Here is a 23,863-nt window from a genome sequence, read left to right on the forward strand (position 1 = left end):
GTCAGTTTTGCGAGACTTTTCAGCCGTTCGCGCGGAGTCGAGGCGCGTAGCGCCGCCGCGCATCGCCGGGCCGTCCCCCGGCACGGCGATTTGGCTTGGCTACGCGCAAAGCCTTGATCATACGCGGATTTTGCCAGCATAAAGTGCTGTAGCAGGGGGAGCGGATCGCCGCACCACGGCCCTACGCTGCGCGGCTAGTCTCATCACGCCAATGTCTGAAGAGCCCTCTATGCTGTCATTGCGCAGCTTTTGTCAGGTGCTGAACTCTAGATGGTTTTGCGCGCGGATGCGCGTGTCAATTCTGCTTCCAGATGCGCCATACCCGCCGAACGCGGCGTGCTGAAGCGTGCCAGCAGCAGATAGGCAACCGGGGTCAGATACAGCGTGGCAAGGGTCGCCAGCCCCAGCCCGCCCACCACGACCCAGCCCAGCGCCTCGCGCGCCTCCGCCCCCGGGCCGACGGACAGCACCAAGGGCACGCCGCCCAGCACAGTTGACAACATGGTCATCATTACAGGGCGCAGCCGGATGGTTGTGGCGTTCAAGATCGCCTCGCGCACCTCTGCGCCGTCGTCGCGCAACTGGTTGGCAAATTCGACAATCAGGATGCCGTTTTTGGCCATAATCCCCACCAGCAGCACCAGCCCGATCTGGGAATAGATGTTCAGACTGACCCCTGTGAACAACAGCGCGAAGGCTGCACAGGCCAAACCCAGCGGCACTGTGGCCATAACCACCACGGCAGAGATGAAGCTTTCAAACTGTGCCGCAAGAACAAGGAACACGATCAGAATCGCAAATCCGAACACAATCAGAATTCCGCCCGAAGTTTCATCCAGTGTTGCGGCTTCGGCCAGCGGAATCAGCCGCTCATCCCCGGGCAGGATTTCGGCGGCCAGACGTTCCGCCTCGGCCCATGCAACGCCCAGCGGCACAGCATCGCCAAGGCTTGCGGTTACCTGAACCGCGCGCTGCTGGCTTTCGCGGGTCAGTTGCGGGGCAATCGCGCGTTCTTGCAGGCTGATAAAGGCAGAGAGTGGCAGCATCTGCCCGCTTTGGGTGCGGATAAAGCTGCTTTCCAGATCGCCGGGGTCGCGGACAGGGGTTCGGGTAGACAGCATCTGAATGTCAAAGCTGCGATCATCCACAAAGACCGAGCCTACGCGGCGGCCATCCAGCATGGCCTGTAGCGCCTCGCCCAGACCATCAAGGTTCACGCCCAGATCAGACGCGCGTTCGCGGTCTACCTCTATGGACAATTGCGGCTGCGTCGTCTCGAAATCCAGCCGGACCTGCCCGAAGCGCGCATCCTCGTTCATGCGGTCAACCAGTGCCTGCCCGCTATCGGCCAATGCGTCGTAATTGCTGCCCAGAATGGCAAAGCGCAGCCCTTGCCCTGCACCCCTGATACGCAGGGAATTGGGCTGGATCGCAAAGGCGCGCACACCGATGATGTTGCGCAGCCCGGCATTGATCTGGCCCACAATCTCTTGTTGGCTGCGCGTGCGCTGGTCCCAGTCGGCCAGCGTCATGACCATGAAAGCCCGATTGTCGCCGCCCCCCAGCCCCACGATGGAAAACAGGTTCGTCACCTCGCCGCTTTCGCGCAAAGGCGCGATGGTCGCCTCGATCTCGCGGACTTTGGCATCGGTGTAGTCGATGGAGACACCTTGCGGCGCGGTCACGCTGAGAAGGGCCACACCCCTGTCCTCGGGCGGGGTCAGTTCCTGCGGCACGGATTGGGCCGCAAACCAGCCCGATGCCGCGAAGACCAGCGCGGCAAGGATCACCACGAAGGGCGCACCAAGGGCGCGTTCCAGACTGGATTTATAGGCGCGTGCAAGCCGGTCACCAAACCGCGCGACAGGGCCGCGTGGGGCAGGTTCGCCGCCTTCCTGCCCTTTCAGCAGCAGGCTTGCCAAGACGGGGCACAGTGTCAGCGCCACAACCGAGGAGAGAAGCACCGCCATTGCCAGCGTGAAGCCGAATTCCCGAAACAGGCCCCCTGCCTGCCCCGGCAGGAAGGACAGCGGCACAAAGACCGCTGCAAGCGTGGCGGTCGTTGTCACAACAGCAAAGAACACCTGCCGCGTGCCCAGCACGGCCGCGGCCCGCGCCCCCAAGCCCTGCGCCCGCCGCCGCACAATGTTTTCCAGCACCACGATAGCGTCATCCACCACCATGCCCGTTGCCAGCACCAGTGCCAGCAGCGTCAGAATATTGACCGAGAACCCAGCCAGATACACTGCCGCCAGCGTGCCGATCAGCGCAATGGGCAGGGTCACGGCGGGAACAAGCGTTGCACGGGCATCGCGCAGGAACAGATAGATGGTGGCGATCACGATCAAAAGCGCCATGCTAAGGGTCTTGATCACTTCGGAAATCGCGCCGCCCACAAAGGTTGCCTCGTCCGAGGTGACAAAGATTTTCACATCCTCGGGCAGGATTTGCTGCACCTCATCCACGATGGCGCGCACATTTCTGGAGATATCCAGCGTGTTGCTTTGTGCCTGCCGGATAATGCCAAGGCCGATACCGGTGTCCCCATTGGCGCGCAGGATCGTTTCGCCCGGCGATGGCCCCAGCGTCACTGTGGCGACCTGCCCAAGGCGAACATCATTGCGCAGCACAAGCGCTTCAAAGGCCGCAGGGGTCTGGACATTGGCAGTGGTGCGCACCTGAATGCTCTGGCGGTCATTGGACAGCGCGCCTGCGGGCACATCAAACGAGACATTGCGCAGCGCCTCGCGGATATCGGCAATGCTCAGGCCGCGCGCGGCCAGTTCCAGCATGTCGATATCGACGCGAAAAATCGCTTCGCGCGCACCGAAAACTTGCAGATCGGCCACGCCGGGGGCCGAGATTAACCGATCTTCAACCAAATCCTCGACCAGCCGCGTCAGGTCTTGCACCGAGCGCGCGCGCGAGGTGACGCTGATCCGCATGACGGCATCGGAATCCGAGTCTGCCTTGATGATGCGCGGCTCGTCCACACCGTCGGGCAGTGCATTGCGGATGCGCCCGATTGCGTCGCGGATATCGGTTGCGGCCACGTCAATATCGGTGGCATCGCTGAATTCGGCCACCACACGCGAATTCCCGAAGCGCGAGGTCGAGGATATGGATTGCACCCCCGCCACGCGCCCGACTGCGCCTTCGATGCGGCTGGTCACTTCGCGGTCAATGGATTCCGGTCCCGCGCCACTGAACCCGGTCGAGATGGTGACCACCGGACGGTCCACATTGGGCAATTCGCGCACTTCCACGGCAAACAGGGCAGCAAGCCCCGCGATCACGATTAAAGCGCTGAAGACGAAGGCCAGAATGGGCCGGCGCACGAATAGCGCGATACCCGATCGCGCCACCTGACGCAGTTCGTCCTTGTCCCTATCGCTGGTATCGGCTGGCATGTGTCGCCCTTCAAATGTCGGGGGTGGAATCTTCGGTATCTGTGAGCTGCCGCGCCGCTTCCTGCGGGGCATCTTCCGGCGTTGCGACAGGGGCAGGGCGCAGGTCGCTGACATCGACTGCCGCGCCGGGCCGAAGGCTTTGCACACCTTCCAGCACGACGACCTGCCCCTCGGTCAGGTCAGCGCGCACGAGGACAGCATCATCGCGGCGCTGCGCGATACCGACGCTGACGCGCTGCGCGCGGCCTTCGTCATCGACTGCCCAGACAAACGCGCCCCCTCTGTCCCATTGAATGGCGAGAGGGTCCACCAGTGGCAAAACCTCTCCTGCAAGGGGCACTGCGATGCGAAAAGCCATGCCCGGGCGCAGACGGTCGCCTTCATTGTCAATCTCGCCCTGAATGCGCAGGGTGCGGTTGGCGTCGTCCACGCGGGCATCCAATGCCCGGACCCGCCCTGTCAGCATTTCATGGCCGCGTGACAGGGGGCTGACCTCCAGATCATCGCCCACGCCGATCTGGCCCACGAATTGCTCGGACACCTCGAATTCCATCAGAAGCTTGCGGCGATCATCCAGCCGTGAAATCTCGCCATTGGCAGGAAGCTGGTTGCCCGGTTCTGCGGCGATGATCCCGACCCAGCCAGAGATGGGCGCGACCACCTGTCTGCGACGCAATTCAAGTTCGGCATCGCGGATATCCAGCTCGGCGCGGTTTAGGGCCAGTTCGGCTTCGTCAATCTGGACCTGCGTTGCCGATCCGCTTTGGCGAAGCTGGGCAACCCTGTCTGCGCGCGCCTGCGCATCGCGCAGGCCAAGTTGTGCGCGCGCCAGCGACAGCTGCTGCATATCGGCATTGATCTGCGCAACCTGTGTGCCTGCATCGACCCAGTCGCCGGACTGGATCAGCACCTCTTCCAATGTGCCCGCCACCTCGGTTGTCAGCATGACGCTGCGCTGCGGCCGGGCCGTGCCTATGGCGACAACGCGGCTGACAGCTTCGGCCATGACAACCTGCTGGCCCACGACACGCACCTCGCCCCCGCCACGGCCCCCAAACCCACCGCCGCCGCCAGCGCCGCCGTTTTCAGCGATGGGCAGGCCCAATGCGCGCATGGGGGCAAGCAGGCCTGCCCGCTCCAACACGGGGTGCGCCCCGGGCAGGAAAACTGCCCACCCCAAAACGCCTGCGACCAGAAGCCCCAAACAGATAAGTGCTGTCTTGATCAGCTTCATCGTGCCACCACCACCCTGTCATTCTGTTAGACCCTTGGTCCTAGAGCATTTCTTGGAAAAAGGAAGTCAGGACACAGGGACGTTATCTTTTTTCCCCAAGAGATGCATGGTTTGGGAACCAAGTCCGCAGCATGCAAACAAATAGGGCATGCTGCCCGATTAAGGGCGCATGCTGTGTGCTGTCATACCGCGGATTCTGCGGGGGGCGGGTATGAGAAAAGCAAAATAGCAGATCATCCGCCGTGACCCTGCTGCCGAATTGGGGGCGAGAGGCGATAAAACCCCGCCGCTGTGCTGCCGATGCACCCCATGAGAAATTCGGAGAGTCGTTTCTCACCGGCCTTGCCAAAGTCAGCCATCCGGTGAACAAGTTACGAAAACCCCTGATCACACGAAAAATATCGCATAGGACGGTCGCCAAGTGAGTTTGACTTTCACCTCCATCTCCTCAACGGGTCTGACGGCTTTCGTCCCCGCGCCAGCCCATAGCGCCGCATGAGCGGTGCGCTGACCACTCCGCACCCGCTTGCAACAGCGGCGGGAATGGCGGTTCTGAACCAAGGCGGCACAGCCCCCGAGGCGGTTATTGCCGCGGGTGCCGTTTTAACAGTGGTGATGCCGCATTTTTGTGGCTTGGGCGGCGATGCTGTCTGGCTGGTGGTCGATCACCAAGGCCGTCAGCGCAGTTTCATGGCAATTGGCCAAGGCATTGACAGGCCCATGCCCCAAGGCCCGTTTCCACTTCGGGGGCCGGGTTCGGTGCTGACAACGGCCGCAGTGGTCGATGGCTGGGACCATGCGTTCAACTATGCCAAAACCCATTTGGGCGGACAGGCCCATTGGGAAGACCTGTTGGCACCAGCCATCAGCTTGGCGGGGCAGGGCATTGAGGTGTCGAAGTCCCAAGCCTTTTGGGGAGATTTCCGCGCAGCCGAAGCAGGCGCGTGGCCCGGCTTTGCCGCCATCTTCATGGATCAAGGCCAACCATTGCAAGCAGGTTCTCTGCTGCGCCAGCCCGCGCTGGAAACCAGTCTGCGCCAGATTGCCGAGAAGGGGGCCGCAGAGTTTTATCGCGGCGCACTCGCACAGCGGATCGTCGAGGGGTTGCGGGCAGAAGGCGTCGTCATTGGCCCCGAAGATCTGGCGCGCACCACAACACAAGAGGCAGCGCCGCTTGCGCTGACATATCGTGACATGACCTTGTTGGCCCCCCCTGTGCCGACACAGGGGGTGACCACTTTGCAGATTATGGGGCTTTTGTCGCATTTCGATCTGGCCTCACTCCAGCCCGGCAGCGCCGACCATATACATTTGTGCGTCGAGGCGACCAAGCGGGCGTTCCTGACCCGCCACCAAATTTCAGACACAACCGATGCGCGCGAGATGACATCGGAATGGCTGTCACATGACAGATTGGCGCAGCTTGCCCAGAACATCGCGGTTCAAGAAGCGCTGCCTTGGCCACATGTGTGGCAACATGGCGATACAGTGTTTATCGGGGCGGTCGATGAACAGGGGAATGCCGCAAGCGTGCTGCAAAGCACCTATTTCGACTGGGGAAGCGGGGTAATTGCGGGCGATACCGGTATTATCTGGCAAAACAGGGGCGCGGCGTTCAGCAGTGATCCCGCCCATCCCAATGCCTTTGCGCCGGGAAAACTGCCATTCTATACGCTCAACCCCGGTATCGCACTTGCGGGTGGCAAGCCGAAATTCGTCTATGGCACCCAAGGCGCGGACGGACAGCCCCAAACCCTAAGCATGCTTCTGACGCGATTGATCGATTTTTCCCAACCGCCCGAACACGCGCTTGCGGCCCCGCGCTTTTTGCTGGGGCGCACGTTTTCCGACAGTCGTGACAGCCTGAAACTTGAAGCCGATGTCGCGCCCGAAGTCATCGCAGAGCTGAAGGCGCGCGGGCATGAGATAAGCCTTATCGCTGCGCATAGTCCGATTGCGGGGCAGGCAGGGATCGCAACCTTGGGCCGTGCCGGATGCAGGGCATGGCATGATCCGCGCGAATAGGTTTTCCCGCGCGGCAAGGGGGTTCAGGACAAGACAAACCGCAGCGCACGCAGTTGCGCGGTTGTTCGGCCGGTATTCCCGCCCACAGGCCCGACCGGCTGGGGTGTCACGCTCATGTAAAGACATGACTGCCATCGGTCCGAGTGAATGCCCGAAGACGTGAAGTTCGCTTTCATCGCGAAGCAACGGCACGTCTGCCCGGTCAGTTGGCTGTGCGATGTTCTGGAAGTCTCGCGCTCGGGCTTCCATGCATGGCTGAATCGCCCCATCAGCGACCAGACAATCCTTGAGGCGAAGCTCGGCACCGCCATTGGCAAGACCTTTTAGGCCAGCGGCCGGACCTATGGCGCCCGCGTGGTCAGGCGCGATGTCTTTGAAGAAAAGCTGATTTGCGCACTTCATCGGACCTTGCGGCAGATGCGCCAGAATGCATTGAAAGCACGCCCAAAATGACGCGGAACGCCTGAGGACGATGGCAAGAGTTCGGTCATTGCGGACAACAGAAGTGGTCGCGAAATTTCGGACCATTGGTCACATCTTAATATCCCATTAACTTCCTTGAACTTGTCGAGATCCGGAGGGTTGGCCTGGCCTATCTGACAGGCACGCGCTTAAGACCAGTCCCTGGACCGTTGCGCTATAGGTTTCGATGGCGACGCCCCGTCGCCGGTATTTTGCCCGCTTTACATACCATTCCTGCAACAGTGGTTTGATGATCGCGGGCAGCAAAGGCGAGGTGTCACTCCGGAAGACCCCCATTTTCGTGCCACGCTCGATGACTTCTGCAAACAAGCGTTCGGTCAGCGCTTCGCTATCGACAGCGATCCGGCGTTCGGCGGGGGGGAAGTTCTTTGCTTCCATAAAGGCAAAGGTAAACCACGGCAGCAGCGCTTCGGTCAGGTGAAGATGCGTGTCGATAAGCCATCTGAGATGCGCGACAGGGTCTGCGGCGAGCGTTGCGGGGGGGCGCCCCAGAACGCGTTGCACAAGATCTGTCACCTCAAGCAGGATCATCTTGAGCAGTGTCGTCTTGCTGTCGAAATAGGCATAAAGCCCGCCCGTGGACAGCCCAGATGCGCGCGACAGATCGCGTAACGACATGGCCTGAAAGCCGCCTCGGTTTGACAAGTCCAGTGCCGCTTCGAGAATCCGTTTGAGGCGCGGGACAGCGATGGCGCTTTTGCGTACACAGATCGTGTCCTGATGCCGTGCAAGGATCGACCGGCACAGCCCCTCGGTTGTCAGTTCAAAGCCGCTGCAACTGGCGGCATCTTCAAGGTGCGGTGCATTCTGCATCATGTCCTCAGATTTGCATGTAAAAACTTCTTGCCACAAGAGTGATCTTAACTGTAAACCTAATCTATCGAACGATCGATCGATTTTTTGGGAAGGGAGGCCCTGAATATCGTGACCGATGCAGGTGTGGAACATTGGCCGGGGCTGAAGGGGTGCAAAGCCCTTGTAACAGGGGCATCTGCGGGGCTGGGTGCGCATTTCGCAAAACTTCTTGCGCGAAATGGCGTTCATGTCACTGCGGCGGCGCGGCGCGCTGACAAGGTTGCGGCGCTGTGTGAAAGCATTGAGGAAGCTGGCGGCAGCGCAACGCCCCTAAGCCTTGATGTGACAGATGCACAAGGCGTTTCGCAGGCGCTGGCAGACAAGGTGTTCGACATTGTTATCAACAATGCAGGCATTGCTGTTTCAGCCAGTGCGTTCGATCATGATGCCGCGATTATCGACAAGGTCATCGATACCAACCTGAAAGGGTCGTTTCATGTCGCCCGCACCGCCGCTGCCAATATGGCCGCACAGGGGCAGGGGGGCAGTATTGTCAATATCGCGTCTATTCTCGGGTTTCGGGTGTCGGGGCAGGTTGCGGCCTATGCTGCATCCAAGGCCGGATTGGTGCATCTGACGCGCGCCATGGCGCTGGAATGGGCGCGCCATGGGATTCGCGTGAATGCCCTGTGTCCGGGGTATATCGAGACGGATCTGAACCGCGACTTCTTTGCCACTGACGCGGGCAAAGCGCTGATCCGGCGTGTTCCGCAGCGGCGACTGGGGCAGCCGGAAGATCTGGATGGTGCGCTGTTGCTTCTGGCGTCTGATCTTGGACGCTTCATGACAGGAACCGAAATTGTGGTCGATGGCGGCCATCTGGTTTCATCTCTCTGAAAGGGTTTCTATGGATTTCTGCATCTCCCCAAGAGTCGAGGAGTTTCGTACACGGATCGCACGCTTTGTCGATGATGAGATCCTTCCGGTCGAGGTGCGGCGCGAGGCGTGGGACAGCCACGACAACATTGCCATCGACTGGCTGGAGGCCCTGCGAGAGAAGGCGCGGGCCGAGGGGCTGTGGTGTCTGCAGCTCAAACCCGAGACGGGTGGGCAGGGTTTGGGCAAGATGGGCATGGCCGTCTGCTATGAGGAAATGAACCGCTCGATTTTCGGGCCTGTTGTCTTCAACTCTGCCGCGCCGGATGATGGCAATATGATGGTGCTGGAGCAAGCTGCCACGCCCGCGCAAAAGGAACGCTGGCTGGCGCCAATCGTGGCGGGGCAGGTCCGATCCTCTTTTGCGATGACAGAGCCGCATCCGGGTGGGGGGTCTGATCCGGGAATGATGTTGACCACTGCGCGCAAAGCAGGCGACAAATATGTGATCCGGGGGCGCAAGTGGTTCATCACAGGTGCCGAGGATGCCGCCCATTTTCTGCTTATCGCGCGCACATCAGATGATCCGCGCCGTGGTCTGACCGCATTCTTGCACCACCGTGACGACGCGAACTGGCGGATCGACCGCCGGATTCCCATCATGGGGCCGGAAGAACATGGCGGGCATTGTGAAATCATTTACGAAGATATGGAGCTTCCCGCCGATCGGGTCATCATGGGCGAAGGGCTGGGGCTGAAGGTGACCCAGATGCGGCTTGGCCCTGCGCGGCTGACTCATTGCATGCGCTGGCTTGGCCTTGCAAAGCGCTGCACCGAAATTGCGCGCGAATATGCCGAAAACCGGCACGGATTTGGCGTGCGCCTGTCCGAGCGCGAGAGCATCCAGATCAAACTGGGCGATCTGGCCATGGGAATCGAGATGGGGCGCTTGCTGGTGATGAAGGCGGCTTGGGAACTTGATCAGGGCCGTTTCGCGCGCAAGGAAGTGTCGATGGCCAAAATCCATGTGGCGAACCTGCTGCACAAGGCCGCGGATGTGGCAATCCAGATCAACGGTGCGCGCGGCTACTCGCAAGATACCGTGTTGGAATGGATTTACCGATATGCGCGGCAGGCCCGTCTGGTTGATGGCGCGGATGAGGTTCATCAGATGGTCCTGAACCGCCATCTGGCCGATGAAAAACACAATTTCTGGCACTGGGATATCAGTCAGCAATAGGCGTGACGGTTCAGAACAAGGGGGAGGGCCAAGCATGTTGAGTATGAAGCATCTGGCGTCATCAGACGCCAATTTCCGGCCATTGACACCACTGGACCTTTTGGACCGGACGCTAGAGTTTTATGGCGAGCGCGTGGGGGTGATCTGGGGGGACCATTCGTGGACTTACGCGGAATTTGGCAGCATTGTCGCACGGCTTGTGGGGTATCTGCGCGCACAAGGTGTTGGCGCGGGTGACGTCGTTTCTGTGATGCTGCCCAACCGCCCTGAAATGGTGGCGGCACATTTTGCGATCCCTGCTTTGGGTGCCGTGCTTAACACGCTGAATACACGGCTGGAACCCAACGACCTTGGATATATTCTGGACCATGCGGACAGCCGGATCGTGCTATGCGCGCCGGAAACCGAAATGGCGCTTGCAGGCTGTGATACGCCTGTCACACGGCTGTGCAGCGCACCCGGTGCAGGTGATGGGCTTGATCTGTTTTCAGGGTCCGTGCCGGATATGGATTTTGCGGTCGGTATTGCCGATGAAGGCCAACCGATCAGCCTGAATTACACCTCTGGGACAACGGGCAAGCCCAAAGGCGTCGTCTACACCCATCGGGGGGCTTACCTGAATGCTCTGGGGTCTGTTTTGGCGCTGGGGGTGAATGAACATAGCCGCTACCTCTGGACGCTGCCGATGTTTCATTGCAACGGCTGGTGCCATGCCTGGGCGGTGACTGCAGCGGGGGCCACGCATATCTGCCTTGACAAGGTCAAGCCGCGCTTGATCACCGATGCCATCCAAGCCCATGCCGTCACCCATATGAGCTGCGCACCCGTGGTTCTATATATGTTGCTGGAGCACGCGACCGAGCCATCGCCGGTGCGGGTGCGGATTACCACAGGCGGGTCCGCGCCAACCCCTGCCTTGCTGGCGGGGCTGTCAAAACTTGGCTTCGATATTGCCCATCTTTATGGCCTGACGGAAAGCTATGGTCCGGCCACCCTGAATGACCCGGGCGATGTGTCTGACATTGAAACGCGGGCGGCGCTGATGGCGCGGCAGGGCCGACGCCATATGACAGCGGGCCGCGCGCGGGTTGTGGACGAGTCTGGCTGCGATGTACCGGCTGATGGCCAGACCCTTGGCGAGATAGTTCTGGCCGGAAATACAGTTATGGCCGGATATTACCGCGACCCAGAAGCAACGGCTGCGGCCTTTCGCGGGGGGGTCTTCCATTCCGGCGACCTTGCTGTGATGCACCCCGATGGCCAGATCGAGATCAGGGACCGTGCGAAGGATATCATCATTTCAGGTGGCGAGAATATCTCAAGCCTTGAGGTGGAAAAGACGCTTTACCAGCATCCCGACATCCGCCTGACCGCCGTGGTTGCAGCCCCGCATGCCAAATGGGGCGAGACACCTTGGGCTTTTGTCGAGCTTGTGGATGGCAGTTCGCTGACAGCTGATGCGCTTGACCAGTTCTGCCGCGAGAGGCTTGCAGGGTTCAAGCGGCCCCGACATTTCGTCTTTGGCCCCTTGCCGCGCACGGCAACGGGCAAAATTCAGAAATTCCTGTTGCGCAAAGACGCGCTGCGCATTGCCCGCGATCGGGGGCCGCAATGACAACCCAAACCGATAACCACGCGCTTGATATCGCCGCGCTGGCTGCGTGGCTGGCAGCGCGCAGTCCCGCCTCTGGCCTGCCTGTCCTGCACCGGATTGGGGGCGGGCAATCCAACCCCACTTGGTTTGTCGATTGGGGCGATGCGCGGCTGGTCTTGCGCATGAAACCGCATGGACCAATATTGCCCGGCGCCCATGCGATAGAGCGGGAATTTCGCGTGCTGCGCGCCTTGCAAGACAGTGATGTCCCTGTCCCCAAGGCGCTGTGGCTGGAAGAAGACGCGGCGGTTCTGGGCGCACCTTTTTATGTCATGGAACGGCTTGAAGGTCGGGTATTCGACAATGCGGCGCTACCTGACGTCTCTGCATCAGAGCGTCACGAGATGTATCTGGACATGGCGCGCACGCTTGCGCGTTTGCATGCCTTGCGCCCCGAGGCTTTGGGGCTGGCCGATTATGGACGCCCCGGAAACTATTTTGCGCGCCAGATCACACGCTGGAGCGGGCAATATGCGGCCTCGACAGGGCCGCGCATTGCCGATCTGGACCGGCTGGTGGAATGGTTGCCTGCCAATATGCCTGCAGATGATGGCGCTGTGTCGATAGCGCATGGGGATTTCAGGATCGGGAACCTGATGTTCCACCCGACAGAACCCCGTGTAATCGGCGTTCTGGATTGGGAGTTGTCCACGCTTGGCCACCCTCTGGCTGATCTGGGGTTTTGCGTGATCCCATGGCACAGCGCGCCCGATGAATATGGCGGGCTGCTGGGTACAGACTGGCGCGGCGCAGGCATACCGGAGCGCGCCGCGTTCGAGGCAGAATACCATGCCCATGCCCTGCCCACAGCGCCGCTTGCACCGTTTCATGTGGCCTTTGCCCTGTTTCGCTTTGCAGTGATTTTCGTTGGAATTGCAGATCGTGCGCGCAGCGGGTCTGCGGCATCCAGCGAAGCCGCAGACCTTGCGCCCTTGGCAGAACGCTTTGCCCATCGCGCGATCGAGGTGATTGATGCCGCACTGAAATCAGAGGGGGCCGCGCAATGATCCTGCTAAAGGGGATTGATAAACTGAACACGGCCATCGGCAAGGCGATCAGCCTGCTGATCCTCGTTGGTATAGTCGTGCTGTGCTACGAGGTTGTTGCCCGCTATATTTTTGGCCAGCCAACGCTTTGGGCGCATGGCTATACACAGCGCATCTTCGGGTCATACTTTGTGCTTGTCGGTGCCTATACGCTTTTGCGCAAAGATCATGTCCGTGTGGACATCTTGCTTAATGCCGCCCCGCCGCGTGGCCGCGCCTTTCTGGACCTTGTAAATGTGTCCTTCCTCATTTTGTGGGGGGGTGTTCTGTCTTGGGAAGCTTTCTGGTTCTTTGAAGACAGCTGGCGCTTCAACGAGGTTGATGACAGCGCGCTGCGCCACCCCATGTGGCCGGTCAAATTTGCGATGTTTCTGGGTGTCTTGATGATCACGCTACAGGGCGTCGTGGAAGCTATCAGATCGCTTATTCTTATCGTCAACCCGAATGCCGATGTCGGCCGCGAAGACAATATCAGGAGCACCACATAATGACACCTGAACTGCTGACGATCGGTATGTTCAGCATGTTGCTGATCGCAATCGTGCTTGGGGTTTCGCTGACCTTTGCATTGGGTGGAACCGCTGTGGTGTTCGGTCTGCTGACCTTTGGCCCCAATGGTATGTTCACGATTGTGTCCACCATGTTCGGATCGATGTGGTCGATCCTGCTATCGGCCATCCCGCTTTTTGTTTTCATCGGTGTCGCGCTGGCCCGATCGCGCATAGCGAATGATCTGTATCAGTCATTCTACCTATGGTCAGGCCGCACACCGGGCGGGCTGTTGATGGGAACATCAGGTTTTGCCGCGACCCTTTCAGCGATGACAGGAAGCTGCGCGGCGTCCACTGTCACGACAGGTCTTGTCGGTATTCCTGCAATGGACAAACGCGGATATGACCGCCGCTTCGTCCTGGGCACGATCGGGGCATCGGGGACGCTGGGGATCATGATTCCGCCCTCGATCACGCTTATCCTGATTGGGCTTCAGACGGGGCAATCTGTGGGGCGGCTGTTCATGGGCGGGCTGATCGCCGGTTTGCTGCTGCTTGGCATGTTCATCGCCTATATCGCAATCCGAAGCCGTCTGAACCCCGCATTGGCCCCCGGGTCCGAGACTTTGGCACCTTTGTCAGAGCGGATACGCTCGCTGCGGGCCGTTATTTTGCCGTTGGTTGTGATTGTGTCGGTTTTGGTGTCGATCTTTGCGGGCATTGCCACACCGACAGAAGCTGCCGCCGTGGGCGCGGCGGCGGTGATCCTGTCTGTCGCAATCCGCCGTGAGTTAAGCTGGAGCTATCTTCGCGGCGTCTGCGCCGATACGGCTCGCATGACAGGCATGGTGATCTGGATTGTATTCGGGGCGTCGGCCTTTGTCGCGGTCTATGGCGGCGGCGGCGGAACACGGTTTATGCAAAGCTATTTGCTGGGGCTGGAAATAGAGCCTTGGATGATGATTGTACTGATGCAGTTGATCACGCTGATACTGGGCATGTTCCTGGACCCGGTCGGGATTATCCTGCTGGTTTTGCCGATCTTTTTTCCGATCGTGCTGACCTTGGGCTACGATCCGATCTGGTTTTGTATTCTGTTCCAGCTGAACCTGTGCATCGGCTACATATCGCCGCCCTTCGGATACAACCTGTTCTATCTGAAAACACTCAGTCCCCAGACCCCGATCGTCGAAATATATCGGGCGATCCTTCCATACTTTTTCCTGATGATGGCAACAGGAATAATGCTCTTCCTGTTTCCGGGATTGCTGACGAGTTTCACAGATCTCCCCGTGCGCCGATAAGGGCCTGCGGAGATACCACCAGAGGAGGAGAAGACCATGACAGACAAGACACAACCCGTATCGCGCAGGGCGTTTTTTGCCGCATCTGCGGGCGCGGCGGCAGGTGTGGCGCTTGCCGCCCCACCCGCAATTGCGCAGGCGCGCACTGTGTGGCGTATGCAAACGCATTGGCCATCAGGAAACTGGTATTATGACGAAGTGTTCGTGCGGTTTTGCAACCGCATCACTGCAGCGACCGGAGGAGAGCTGACAGTAGAACCATATGCACCAGATGCAATTGTTCCGACAGGCGAGGTTCTGAATGCCGTGCGCCGTGGGCTGTTGGAAAGTGCTTTCATCTATCCGGCATACTGGATCGGGCGCGTTCCTGCTGCGGGCCATCTGAATGGTCACATCGGGGCTTGGAACAGCCATGAAGAGATGGACATCTTCTACTATGAGATGGGTGCGATAGATGTCATCCGCGAAGCATATGCAGAGCAGGGTGTCCACCAGGTCGGGCCAATTTCATATTCTGGCCTTACATTGTGGAGCAATCGCCCCCTGCGCACCACCGCAGATTTCGCGGGTTGGCCCGTACGCTCGACCGGGGCGGCGGGTCTTGTGCTTGCGAAAATGGGCGCGTCGCCAGTCGCGGTTCCGGGTGGCGAATTGTATCAGGCGCTGCAAACAGGTGTTGTGGACGGGGCGCATTGGGGGTCTACCGCGACTGCCTGGGGCATGAATTTTCAGGAAGTCTGCCGCCATATCATCGAGCCGGATCTGTTGGGCCATTTGAACGGCGAGGTAATGGTCGGCATGAATGCCTGGAATGCTATTGGCGACGATTTGAAAGCCGTCGTGAATGAGGTTGTGCGCGCCACTTCGGCGGAAGCAGCGGCGCATTTCCTGTACCGCGACATTCAGTTCAAGCAGCAATTCGTGAACGAGATGGATGGCGAACTGGTCCAGTTGGACGAAGAGGCCCTTAACAATCTGCGCATGGCATCGCTGGAAGTTGTCGATGACTTCTCTGCGCAAGACCCGCAATATTCGGGGCGTCTGGGTGAAATGCTGCACGAGTTTTTGCGCGTAACGGGCCGCAGCTGATCAAGCCCTGTGCTGTCGTTTGAACGTCACGGGGGCCATATCCATGGCCCTCGTGTTTCCGGTTCCTGAAAAACATGAGGATTCTATGACTTTGCCCAGCAGCATGACAGCCGTTGAAATCAGTGCCTATGGCGGCCCTGACGTGCTTCGCCCAGTCACATTACCCGTGCCTGAACCGGGCGAAGGCCAGATTCTGATCCGCATCGACCATGCGGGTGTCAACCGTCCGGACGCGCTTCAACGGGCGGGCAATTATGCGCCGCCGCCAGATGCATCACCACTGCCGGGCCTAGAGGCATCGGGATATGTCGCTGCGATCGGGCGCAATGTGACGCGTTGGAAAGAAGGCGATGCAGTGACGGCGCTTTTGCCCGGTGGCGGCTATGCGGAATATGCCGTGACAGCCGCCGATCAGGCGTTGCCGGTTCCGCGCGGCATGGGAATGGACGCTGCGGCGGGGCTTTGCGAAACATATTTCACTGTCTGGACGAATGTTTTTATGCGCGGCAATTTGCAGGCAGGAGAGCGTTTTCTGGTTCATGGCGGTGCATCAGGCATTGGCACCACGGCTATTCAACTGGCGCGCCTGCGCGGGGCAAGGGTCTTTGCCACTGCTGGGTCTGACGAGAAATGCGCCGCTTGCCTGTCACTTGGCGCAGAGCGTGCGGTGAACTACACCCATACCGACTATGTGGACGTCATGCGCGCCGAACAGGGGGCAAACCTTATCCTGGACATGGTCGGCGGTGATTATATACAGCGCAATCTTGATGCTTTGGCGATGGATGGGCGCTTGGTGCAGATTGCCTTTCTACAAGGCTCGAAAGTCACTGTGGATCTGATGCAGGTGATGACGCGGCGGCTTACTGTAACGGGATCGACCTTGCGCCCCCAATCCCTTGCAGCGAAAGCAAAAATCGCTCGGGCTTTGGAAGCCGAAGTTTGGCCGCATCTGGAAAGCAAAGCCATCGCCCCGGTGATGGACAGCGTATTTCCCTTGGTGGACGCGGCACAAGCGCATGCAAGGATGGAAAGCTCTGCAAATATCGGCAAGATTGTTCTGAAGGTCAGCTGACAATGCCGGATTGGCGCGCACATGATCTATCGCATAAATTCCAGATAGCATCGCGCCACCAGCCTGGCCTGAATCTGGCATTGCGGCGCTATGGTGCTGGCCCCCCTGTTCTTTTTGTTCATGGGGCCACATTTTCAGGGCGGATATTCGATATCCCGCATCCGGGGCTGAACTGGTTGCAAGATGTCGCGCAGTCCGGCTTTTGCGCATATGCGCTCGATATCCGGGGTTATGGCTTGTCCCAGCCTTGCGCCTTTCCGCCCGCGCGGCCCTATGCGACAGGCGCGGAAGCGATTGAAGACATCGCGGATGCTGTAGACTGGATTTCGGCGCGGCATGGGGGTGTGCCCGTCTCTCTGGTTGGCTGGTCTTGGGGGACGCTGACCACGGCGCGCTATGTCGCCCAAACCATGCAGGGCTTGGTGAATGCACTGGTGCTCTATGCTCCGATTTTCGCACAGCGCAATCAAGGCTGGATCGACATGCTGGCCGATCCTGCGGACCCCCAGCGCTTGCGCCAGCTTGCACCGTTCCGCCTTGTGACCATGGCCGACACCACAGAGCGTTGGGATTCCCAGATTCCGGCAGGGGCAGACTGGCGCTGTGAGAGTGCCCTGACTGCCTTGGTCGAGGCATCGATCGCAGATGATGGCGCAAGCATGCTTGCCCCTTCGCCTGCGTTTCGGGTGCCCAATGGCACGTTTCTGGATTTGTGGGAGTGCTTTAACGGCCGCAGTATCTACGATCCGGCTGACATAACATGCCCGACATTGCTTATTCGGGGCGCGCAAGACCCAACCTCTACACGCCAAGACGCGCTTGGGGTGTTTGACCGCCTTGGCGCGCCAGACCGCGCTTATATCGAGATCGCAGACGGCACGCATTTCATAAATGCTGAACATCGCGCGCCGGCCTTGTTTGCGCAGGTCGCCGCATTCTTGCGACGCATAAACCGCCCGTCACCCCAGCAAGAGCGGGAGGGTGCTTTGTAAACCGCGGCGCGGTTACGACGACACCTGACAAATTCCGCGGTCACACTGGAGCGCGCCTGCTTGTGTACCCACGCGCCCCGAGGTGACGGTCGCAAGCGCGGGTCTTGATGCCAGCATCACCGGCACGCTTAGAAAATGACCATATCGCAGAGGCGGTCACCTGTTCAAAGTGGTTGAAATCTTTCAGTCTTGGCGACAGACTAGGGTTTTTGAATGACCTTTGGAGTGAATATGAAGAATATCGTCCTGCCCATCATCCTGGCAATGTCAAGCATGCAGGCTGCGGCGCAGTCCCTGTCTGTCGAGGATATTCGCGCGCAGATTGAGGCAGAGCAGTCACAGCCAAACCCGTATGACGAACTGCTGGCCGATCCTGACCCGGCTATCGCACGCCGCGCCATGGAGATCATGATCGAGTCAGGCGATGTGGTGTTGCGCGATATTGCGATAGAGTTTGGCGTGAACAGTCCAGATCCGGAATTCCGCCATCTTGCGATGCTGGCTTGGTTCAAAAGCAATCCGCGCATGGAAATTGTGTTCCAAAACAACGGATCACCTGACCAGAACTATCGTTCTGTTTCCAGAAACTGGGGGTCTGAGCCAAATTCCCAAGGCGAGTTTATCTGGATTACCCAAATTACCGGATACGATGCCGAGAGGACATGTTTCCGGAATGCGCAGGGGTGTCTGTTCCGGCATACACCGAACGGCGCATGGATCTACCAATTGTCACGCTGGCAGGAAATCGCGATCGACAATCAGGGGCAGCTTGCTGGTGAGATCAGCATCGGCGGCGGCGGGCAAGTCGCCAATGTGCGTTTCCGTGTGCCGGTGCCGTGATCACGTTATCGCATCAAGACAGCCTCGATGCCAATGGGCCCGAAATCCTGCGCTGTTTCTATTGTAAAGCGCACCCACCGCGCCAGTTGTGCCGAGCGATTGATGGTAAACACACCATCAGGTGCCATTTCAGCTTCGGCAAAGTGGCGCCAGCCCGCTGTCGGCTCGGCGGCTGTGCTGACTTCGACGCGGATCAGTCGCGGCAGCGCGTAATCGGCGTCCGGGTCTGACCGCAAATCGATGCGGGCCAATGCCCCCGGGTTCACACCGGGAATTCGGAAAATGATCTGGTTGCGACCAGCAGGAAAGACATATGCGCCCTCCTGCCGCATGTTTTCGGGCGCAGTGTTGCTGTTCAGGGGCGGCTGGGTGACAGAGTGCAGCACAATCCGCATGCCGTCCACAAGTGGCGCTGTATCCGCGCTTGGCGCAGTGCCGACAAAGCGCACGCTGCGCTGGACCCAACGCGCGACATTCTGATACAGTTCTTCGATGCGAATGAACTGCCCCTCTTGGCCATCAGTCGTTGTCACCACCATGCCCATAGGCCGGTCCCCGACAAAGGCGAAAGCGCCAGATGTTCCGCGAAAGAACGCATCTTCCTGCCGCGCCATGCGGGCCTTGAATGTCAGATAGCGGGCGTCTTCGAACTCCAGCGCACTGCGCTCTACTTCTCCGGTGTCGCGCAGGCGCAGCAAATGCATCGGCTGTCCGGCATCCACTTCAAGGCTTTGGTCAAACTGCGTCAGGGGGGTGCGACAATAGTCCCCCAACCCTTCGGCGCGGACTGTGCCGATGGCCAGATCCATGTCATCCCAGAACGGGCTTTCCATAGTGGCACTGGCGCTGCGCATGGGCGATGCTGTCTTGACCGTCGCTATGCGGCGGCTGCCAGTCACATGGCGCGGCGTAATCAAATAACAGACGCCCCCATGCCGCAGCACGAACCCATGTCCAACCTCCGGCCCGCTCTCGACGCGGACAATCTGTGCGAATACAGGGTTTGACGAGGCGCTGCTAATCACTAACATGAAAGTTGCAGCTGACAGTACGAGAGCAAAGATGCGACAGATTTCTTTCATGGCAATCCCTTTTTTCTTTACTCCAGCATATGCGCAAGAGCCTGTCAGCTTTTCAACGCTTCTTCCGGATCAAGCGAATATAATTGAGGAACTCAGAGCCAGCCCAGCGATTTCAGGCGCACGCATTGTCGGTATCATGCGGGCAGGCGCCGAGGTGCAAGCCGCGGGACCGGATTTCCTGCTTCAGGTTCCTTATGGCTGGTCCCATGACAGTGTGTGCCTGCGGGTTGTCAGTGTCGATGCGCTGTACGAGGCGCAGGCAAGCTATGATGTGCCACAGCTGCATGGCGCGCAAACCGTCAGGCTGGAATTCAGCTCTCGCAAGCCGCAATTCTGGAACTCGCTGGCACAACGCGCCGAGAGCGATGCGATTACGGCACTTGCAACGAAAGGCTCTTGCGATCTGCCACGCGAACAGGCGCTTGCAATACCTGTCGAGATTGGCGCACCAGCAGAACATGTGCGCGTGTCGGTCTTCCTGAATACGTTTCGGTCCGAAGAGGCATTTGTCTTGTGGAATGGCGAAGAGATCGCGTGCGAGCCTGTGAACGCCCCGATCCGCACAGCCTTTGACATGCGCTGCACCGTAGACCTTGATCCCGTTGCGTCGCCCTCTGCATCTGATTTGGTAATTTACCCCATTCGGGCAGGTGAACTTGGCCTGCCAATGACAGCCCGGCTGCACCCATGAAGCACGATATTCACCTTGTCATTTTCAGATTGGACCAGGTCCGAAAACTATCTTTGGCGTTTCTGGTCATCGGCGTGACAATGGGGTTTCTGATTGCGCTGGCAAGTGGTCTGGGCAGTGACCGGACCCTTATTATCGAGGCGGAAACCCGCTGGGCTGGCATTAAATTCGGAGGTGATACAGAGGCTTGGCCGATCGATACATCGCCCGTCTGCCTGACGCGCCCGCAACGTGACCTGACCATACCGCGCGGGGATGGCCCTTGCGATGCGCGTTTGTTCAACATCAGCCAGTCGCAAACCGGATTTATAGAGTGGGGCCGGGATGGGGAAGCAGATGTCTCGGTCGGCACGGATGGCGGGTTGATGATCCGTGTCATACGTTCGCAAACCTACCCCGAAGGGACGCTTGTCTTGGTTGATCGGGAAACCTGGCAGACGATCGGTGCTTTGTCGTGGTTCGGATATATCACTGTTGGCAAAACCGCCGAGAGTGGCGAGCGCGGTTTGCTGTTGTCAGGGCAATTTGAAATACGCGAATTGTTCAGGTGGTTCTGGCCAAGCATCCGTGGCACAGAAGTGGTGAAATCGGGGTTCTTGCGCCAAGGCGAGGCGATTGCTTTGATAGATACCAGTCGGGCGTCACGGCAACCCGCGCATATATCCATGCAGAGTTTCGGCCACATTTTCTTTGCAGACCGTGCGGATGCATTTCGGGTTGTCGGATTGACATCTGTTGGAAGGCCCGCGCTGTCGATCCGTTTCCTCGGGGCGGACAAACCCACAATCATCAGGCCGAACTGGATTGATCGGGTCACGTCCAGCCCAATGCTTGCAGCCTTGATAACCATCTTCGCGGTCCTGATATCGGTTACAAAATTCGTGACCGCGTGGATTTTCCCGCGCGCGGAGCAGCGCCGCGAAACTTAGGCGGCGCGGTGTTGCGCTGGCCAGTTGCCGCTGAAGCTGCTTGACCGACAGGCCAAGCGCTTCTGCGACACGTTCGATATTGCAGTTTCCTGTGCCCACAATGCTGGGAATGGTCAGGGCAACAGTCACCGAATATCACGACAGCCACGATGGGCGGCTATGGCGGTGGCACCTCGAAGGCGACAATCGGCACACTCACGGCGGGTTACCCCAACAGCCGCTTTTCCACCGAGCGCAAATGCATGCGCATCGCCCCCTGCGCCGCATCCGGGTCACGCAGGGCGATTTCTTCGATGATTCTGGCATGTTCCGCGAAGCTTTTGTGTTCGGCCTGCGGGCGGGGGCCGGTGCGAACCATGCGCCCCCAAGAGACCATACGCCGCAACGTGTTCAACTGGTCAAACAGCGCAAGCAGAGAGGTAGAGCCAGTGCTTTCCGCGATCAAACGGTGAAAGTCATTGTCCAGCGCTTCATATTCCCGCCATGTGCCAACCTGCGCGACACGTTCGACATTCAACCGCATCTTGGCAATGTCGGATGCCGAGGCATGCAGCGCCGCCTCTCGGGCAATGGCGGGTTCCAGCGTTGCGCGGGCACGAAACACATCGGCAGGGCTAACCTGCCTTGCAAGTTGGCTTATGGCATCTGGCGGTGCTGCGGCGGGGTCCACCTCGGTCAGGAAGGTGCCTTTTCCGACATGGCGCCAAATGCGGTTTTCTTGCTCCAGCACCTGCAAGGCCCGCCGCAGCACCGCGCGGTTCAGGCCCAGATCGGTACACAGCACCCGTTCCGATGGCAGGCGCTCTCCGGGTTTGAAGGATCGGTCGGCAATATAGGCGCGCAATTGCGCCAGACCGGAACTTTCGGAAACACCATGATCAGGCGCGGATTTCTGTGGCAGGGTCATATGGTCTGGCATGGTTTAGTCAATACTGGAATTGGTTAAGTCTGTCCAGATTGATCCTGATTGATCTGTCCATTCAAATCTGTGATCAAGAGGTTCAGCCTATAAAGGAGACATTTGCCCATGCCAAATTACGCGTTCAGCCCGCCGCCTGTGGTAACCCTGCCGATTGAAGGGTCCGATGCGCTTTTCCCCGTCCGGCGCGTCTATTGCATCGGGCGCAATTATGCGGCGCATGCCATCGAGATGGGCCACGACCCCGACCGCGAGGCGCCGTTCTTCTTTCAGAAAAACCCGAACAATCTGACCACAGGCGACACGTTTCCTTACCCGCCCCAGACCGGCGATGTGCATCATGAGATCGAAATGATCGTTGCGCTGAAATCCGGGGGAAAGAATATCCCGTTGGATCAGGCCTTGGGCCATGTCTGGGGCTATGGCCTTGGGCTGGATATGACGCGGCGTGACCTTCAGGGTGTGGCCAAGGAAATGGGCCGCCCATGGGAAATTGGCAAGGCTTTTGAAGACTCCGCGCCTGTCAGCGCGCTGCGCCCTGTGTCAGACGTGGGCCATCCGTCAGCAGGCTTGGTGCAGCTGAAGGTCAATGGCACACCGAAACAGACAGGTGATCTGAACCAGATGATCTGGAAAGTGCCCGAGATGATCTCGTATCTGTCTGATTTCTTCGAGCTGGCCGCTGGCGATGTGATCATGACAGGAACCCCGTCAGGTGTTGGTGCGGTCGTGCGCGGCGACGTGATGGAATGCCATGTCGAAGGTGTTGGCGATTTGACCGTGACAGTTATTTAATTCGCCACCTGTTATGGGGGTGCGGCTTGTGCGCGGCGGGCAAAGTTAACGCTCGGGTGTGCGGGGCATTTGGGCGACTGGGCTGCACCCCTTGTGTGGAGTAAGGCCGCAGGCCGCCGCGCGGCTTGTGTAAGTCGTCCAAACTCCGCGCCCGCGCGCTTCCTTTTCGGGGGCTTATGTCGGGGGGGCAAGCACGCGGCAGATGGCGGTCATCCCCCCAATGCTGGCAGCACCCTGTCGCGGACTGACACCAGATGATCGGACATCAACTGTGATGCGAGCGTGGCATCCCGTGCCAAGATGGCAGCGCAGATGGCATCATGCTCTGAAAAACTGGGGTGATCGGGGGGCGGCATCTTGTTCGATCTGGATTGCCCCCAAACGGTCGAGCGTCTGACGACATTCAGGATATCGAAAAAATAAACCAGCAATTTGTTATGTGTCGCCTTGGCGATGGCATAGTGAAGGTTGTTGTCCCAGGCTTCATAGCTGCGCCAATCGGTGGCCGCCTGACACCGCTCTTTGCAGGAAATGATTCTGTCGAAATCCGATGATGTGCCGTAGATCGCGGCCAATCGTGCCAGATCCGGTTCAATAACCATCCGTGCCACGATAACCTGCGCGGGGCTTGCAAGCTCACCCAGATAGGCCGCATCGGCCAGATTCAGCACGGGCTGTGCACCGATGAATGTGCCGCGCCCGACGTGACGCCAGATCAGCCTGTCTTTTTCCAACTCTGCCAGGGCTTTGCGCAACTCTCCCCGTGTTACGTTAAAGTGTTGGCTTAGCACCCGTTCGGGCGGCAGGCGGTCGTTATGGTTGAACCGTTCCGCTGCAATATACGCCTTGATCTGTTCAGCAAGCCGCTGTGCGCCGGTGATATCCACTTACGA

21 protein-coding genes are annotated in these 23,863 nt (G+C 59.2%); 15 read left to right on the forward strand and 6 right to left on the reverse strand.

Annotated features, from left to right (window positions below):
- Positions 1-266: 266 nt before the first annotated feature.
- Both BG455_RS10730 and BG455_RS10735 read right to left on the reverse strand, forming a co-directional pair.
- Complete coding sequence (locus BG455_RS10730; RefSeq protein ID WP_071470008.1) at positions 267-3,410, reverse strand: efflux RND transporter permease subunit; 3,144 nt, start codon at positions 3,408-3,410, stop codon at positions 267-269.
- Between the two features lie 10 nt (positions 3,411-3,420).
- The gene (locus BG455_RS10735; protein ID WP_071470009.1) at positions 3,421-4,644 is read right to left on the reverse strand and encodes an efflux RND transporter periplasmic adaptor subunit; all 1,224 of its coding nucleotides are present in this window, start codon (positions 4,642-4,644) and stop codon (positions 3,421-3,423) included.
- A gap of 543 nt (positions 4,645-5,187) precedes the next feature.
- On the opposite strand from BG455_RS10735, the gene BG455_RS10740 reads away from it, so the two are divergent.
- Together BG455_RS10740 and BG455_RS10745 are read left to right on the forward strand one after the other, a co-directional pair.
- Positions 5,188-6,669 carry a gamma-glutamyltransferase family protein gene (locus BG455_RS10740; RefSeq protein WP_245735529.1) on the forward strand — a complete coding sequence of 494 codons (1,482 nt, stop codon included), beginning with the start codon at positions 5,188-5,190 and terminating at the stop codon, positions 6,667-6,669.
- Positions 6,670-6,816: 147 nt separating this feature from the next.
- Positions 6,817-6,996 (forward strand): hypothetical protein, encoded by a 180-nt coding sequence (locus BG455_RS10745; protein WP_071470011.1) that lies wholly within the window; start codon positions 6,817-6,819, stop codon positions 6,994-6,996.
- A gap of 222 nt (positions 6,997-7,218) precedes the next feature.
- Here BG455_RS10745 and BG455_RS10750 read toward each other — a convergent pair whose 3' ends face one another.
- Complete coding sequence (locus tag BG455_RS10750; protein WP_245735530.1) at positions 7,219-7,968, reverse strand: TetR/AcrR family transcriptional regulator; 750 nt, start codon at positions 7,966-7,968, stop codon at positions 7,219-7,221.
- An 84-nt stretch (positions 7,969-8,052) separates the two neighbouring features.
- Between BG455_RS10750 and BG455_RS10755 the strand changes: the two genes are divergently transcribed.
- The 10 genes from BG455_RS10755 (at position 8,053) to BG455_RS10800 (ending at position 18,554) form a co-directional block, all read left to right on the forward strand.
- Entirely contained in the window at positions 8,053-8,844 is a 792-nt protein-coding gene (locus BG455_RS10755; protein WP_245735531.1) for an SDR family NAD(P)-dependent oxidoreductase, read from the forward strand.
- Between the two features lie 10 nt (positions 8,845-8,854).
- Positions 8,855-10,063, forward strand: a complete 1,209-nt coding sequence (locus BG455_RS10760) for an acyl-CoA dehydrogenase family protein (protein WP_071470012.1) — start codon at positions 8,855-8,857, stop codon at positions 10,061-10,063.
- A gap of 34 nt (positions 10,064-10,097) precedes the next feature.
- On the forward strand, positions 10,098-11,678 hold the full coding sequence (locus BG455_RS10765) for an AMP-binding protein (RefSeq protein ID WP_071470013.1): 1,581 nt from the start codon (positions 10,098-10,100) through the stop codon (positions 11,676-11,678).
- Positions 11,675-12,724 (forward strand): phosphotransferase family protein, encoded by a 1,050-nt coding sequence (locus tag BG455_RS10770; RefSeq protein ID WP_071470014.1) that lies wholly within the window; start codon positions 11,675-11,677, stop codon positions 12,722-12,724. Before BG455_RS10765 ends, BG455_RS10770 begins: the two co-directional genes overlap by 4 nt.
- Complete coding sequence (locus BG455_RS10775) at positions 12,721-13,251, forward strand: TRAP transporter small permease subunit (RefSeq protein ID WP_071470015.1); 531 nt, start codon at positions 12,721-12,723, stop codon at positions 13,249-13,251. The genes BG455_RS10770 and BG455_RS10775 overlap by 4 nt, the downstream gene beginning before the upstream one ends.
- The gene (locus BG455_RS10780) at positions 13,251-14,558 is read left to right on the forward strand and encodes a TRAP transporter large permease (protein ID WP_071470016.1); all 1,308 of its coding nucleotides are present in this window, start codon (positions 13,251-13,253) and stop codon (positions 14,556-14,558) included. Before BG455_RS10775 ends, BG455_RS10780 begins: the two co-directional genes overlap by 1 nt.
- Positions 14,559-14,594: 36 nt before the next feature.
- Positions 14,595-15,647 (forward strand): TRAP transporter substrate-binding protein, encoded by a 1,053-nt coding sequence (locus BG455_RS10785; protein WP_071470017.1) that lies wholly within the window; start codon positions 14,595-14,597, stop codon positions 15,645-15,647.
- An 85-nt stretch (positions 15,648-15,732) separates the two neighbouring features.
- A complete protein-coding gene (locus BG455_RS10790) occupies positions 15,733-16,722 on the forward strand; it encodes an NAD(P)H-quinone oxidoreductase (protein WP_071470018.1) in 990 nt (329 codons plus the stop codon).
- A gap of 2 nt (positions 16,723-16,724) precedes the next feature.
- Complete coding sequence (locus BG455_RS10795; RefSeq protein WP_071470019.1) at positions 16,725-17,714, forward strand: alpha/beta hydrolase; 990 nt, start codon at positions 16,725-16,727, stop codon at positions 17,712-17,714.
- A gap of 231 nt (positions 17,715-17,945) precedes the next feature.
- Positions 17,946-18,554: a hypothetical protein gene (locus BG455_RS10800; RefSeq protein ID WP_143079922.1), complete on the forward strand. Its 609-nt coding sequence runs from the start codon at positions 17,946-17,948 to the stop codon at positions 18,552-18,554.
- 5 nt (positions 18,555-18,559) lie between these two features.
- On the opposite strand, the gene BG455_RS10805 is transcribed toward BG455_RS10800, so the two are convergent.
- Positions 18,560-19,585 (reverse strand): hypothetical protein, encoded by a 1,026-nt coding sequence (locus BG455_RS10805; protein ID WP_111361333.1) that lies wholly within the window; start codon positions 19,583-19,585, stop codon positions 18,560-18,562.
- A 49-nt stretch (positions 19,586-19,634) separates the two neighbouring features.
- Here BG455_RS10805 and BG455_RS10810 point away from each other — a divergent pair, with 49 nt between their 5' ends.
- Together BG455_RS10810 and BG455_RS10815 are read left to right on the forward strand one after the other, a co-directional pair.
- Positions 19,635-20,327, forward strand: a complete 693-nt coding sequence (locus BG455_RS10810; RefSeq protein ID WP_071470022.1) for a hypothetical protein — start codon at positions 19,635-19,637, stop codon at positions 20,325-20,327.
- A 53-nt stretch (positions 20,328-20,380) separates the two neighbouring features.
- Positions 20,381-21,256 (forward strand): hypothetical protein, encoded by an 876-nt coding sequence (locus BG455_RS10815; protein ID WP_143079923.1) that lies wholly within the window; start codon positions 20,381-20,383, stop codon positions 21,254-21,256.
- A gap of 205 nt (positions 21,257-21,461) precedes the next feature.
- On the opposite strand, the gene BG455_RS10820 is transcribed toward BG455_RS10815, so the two are convergent.
- Positions 21,462-22,175, reverse strand: coding sequence for a FadR/GntR family transcriptional regulator (locus tag BG455_RS10820; protein ID WP_071470024.1), 714 nt, complete (start codon positions 22,173-22,175; stop codon positions 21,462-21,464).
- A gap of 108 nt (positions 22,176-22,283) precedes the next feature.
- Here BG455_RS10820 and BG455_RS10825 point away from each other — a divergent pair, with 108 nt between their 5' ends.
- Entirely contained in the window at positions 22,284-22,970 is a 687-nt protein-coding gene (locus BG455_RS10825; protein ID WP_071470025.1) for a fumarylacetoacetate hydrolase family protein, read from the forward strand.
- Between the two features lie 209 nt (positions 22,971-23,179).
- Here BG455_RS10825 and BG455_RS10830 read toward each other — a convergent pair whose 3' ends face one another.
- Entirely contained in the window at positions 23,180-23,857 is a 678-nt protein-coding gene (locus BG455_RS10830; protein WP_245735532.1) for a FadR/GntR family transcriptional regulator, read from the reverse strand.
- Between the last annotated feature and the right edge of the window lie 6 nt (positions 23,858-23,863).

This window comes from Roseinatronobacter thiooxidans (assembly GCF_001870675.1).
Lineage (GTDB): Bacteria > Pseudomonadota > Alphaproteobacteria > Rhodobacterales > Rhodobacteraceae > Roseinatronobacter > Roseinatronobacter thiooxidans.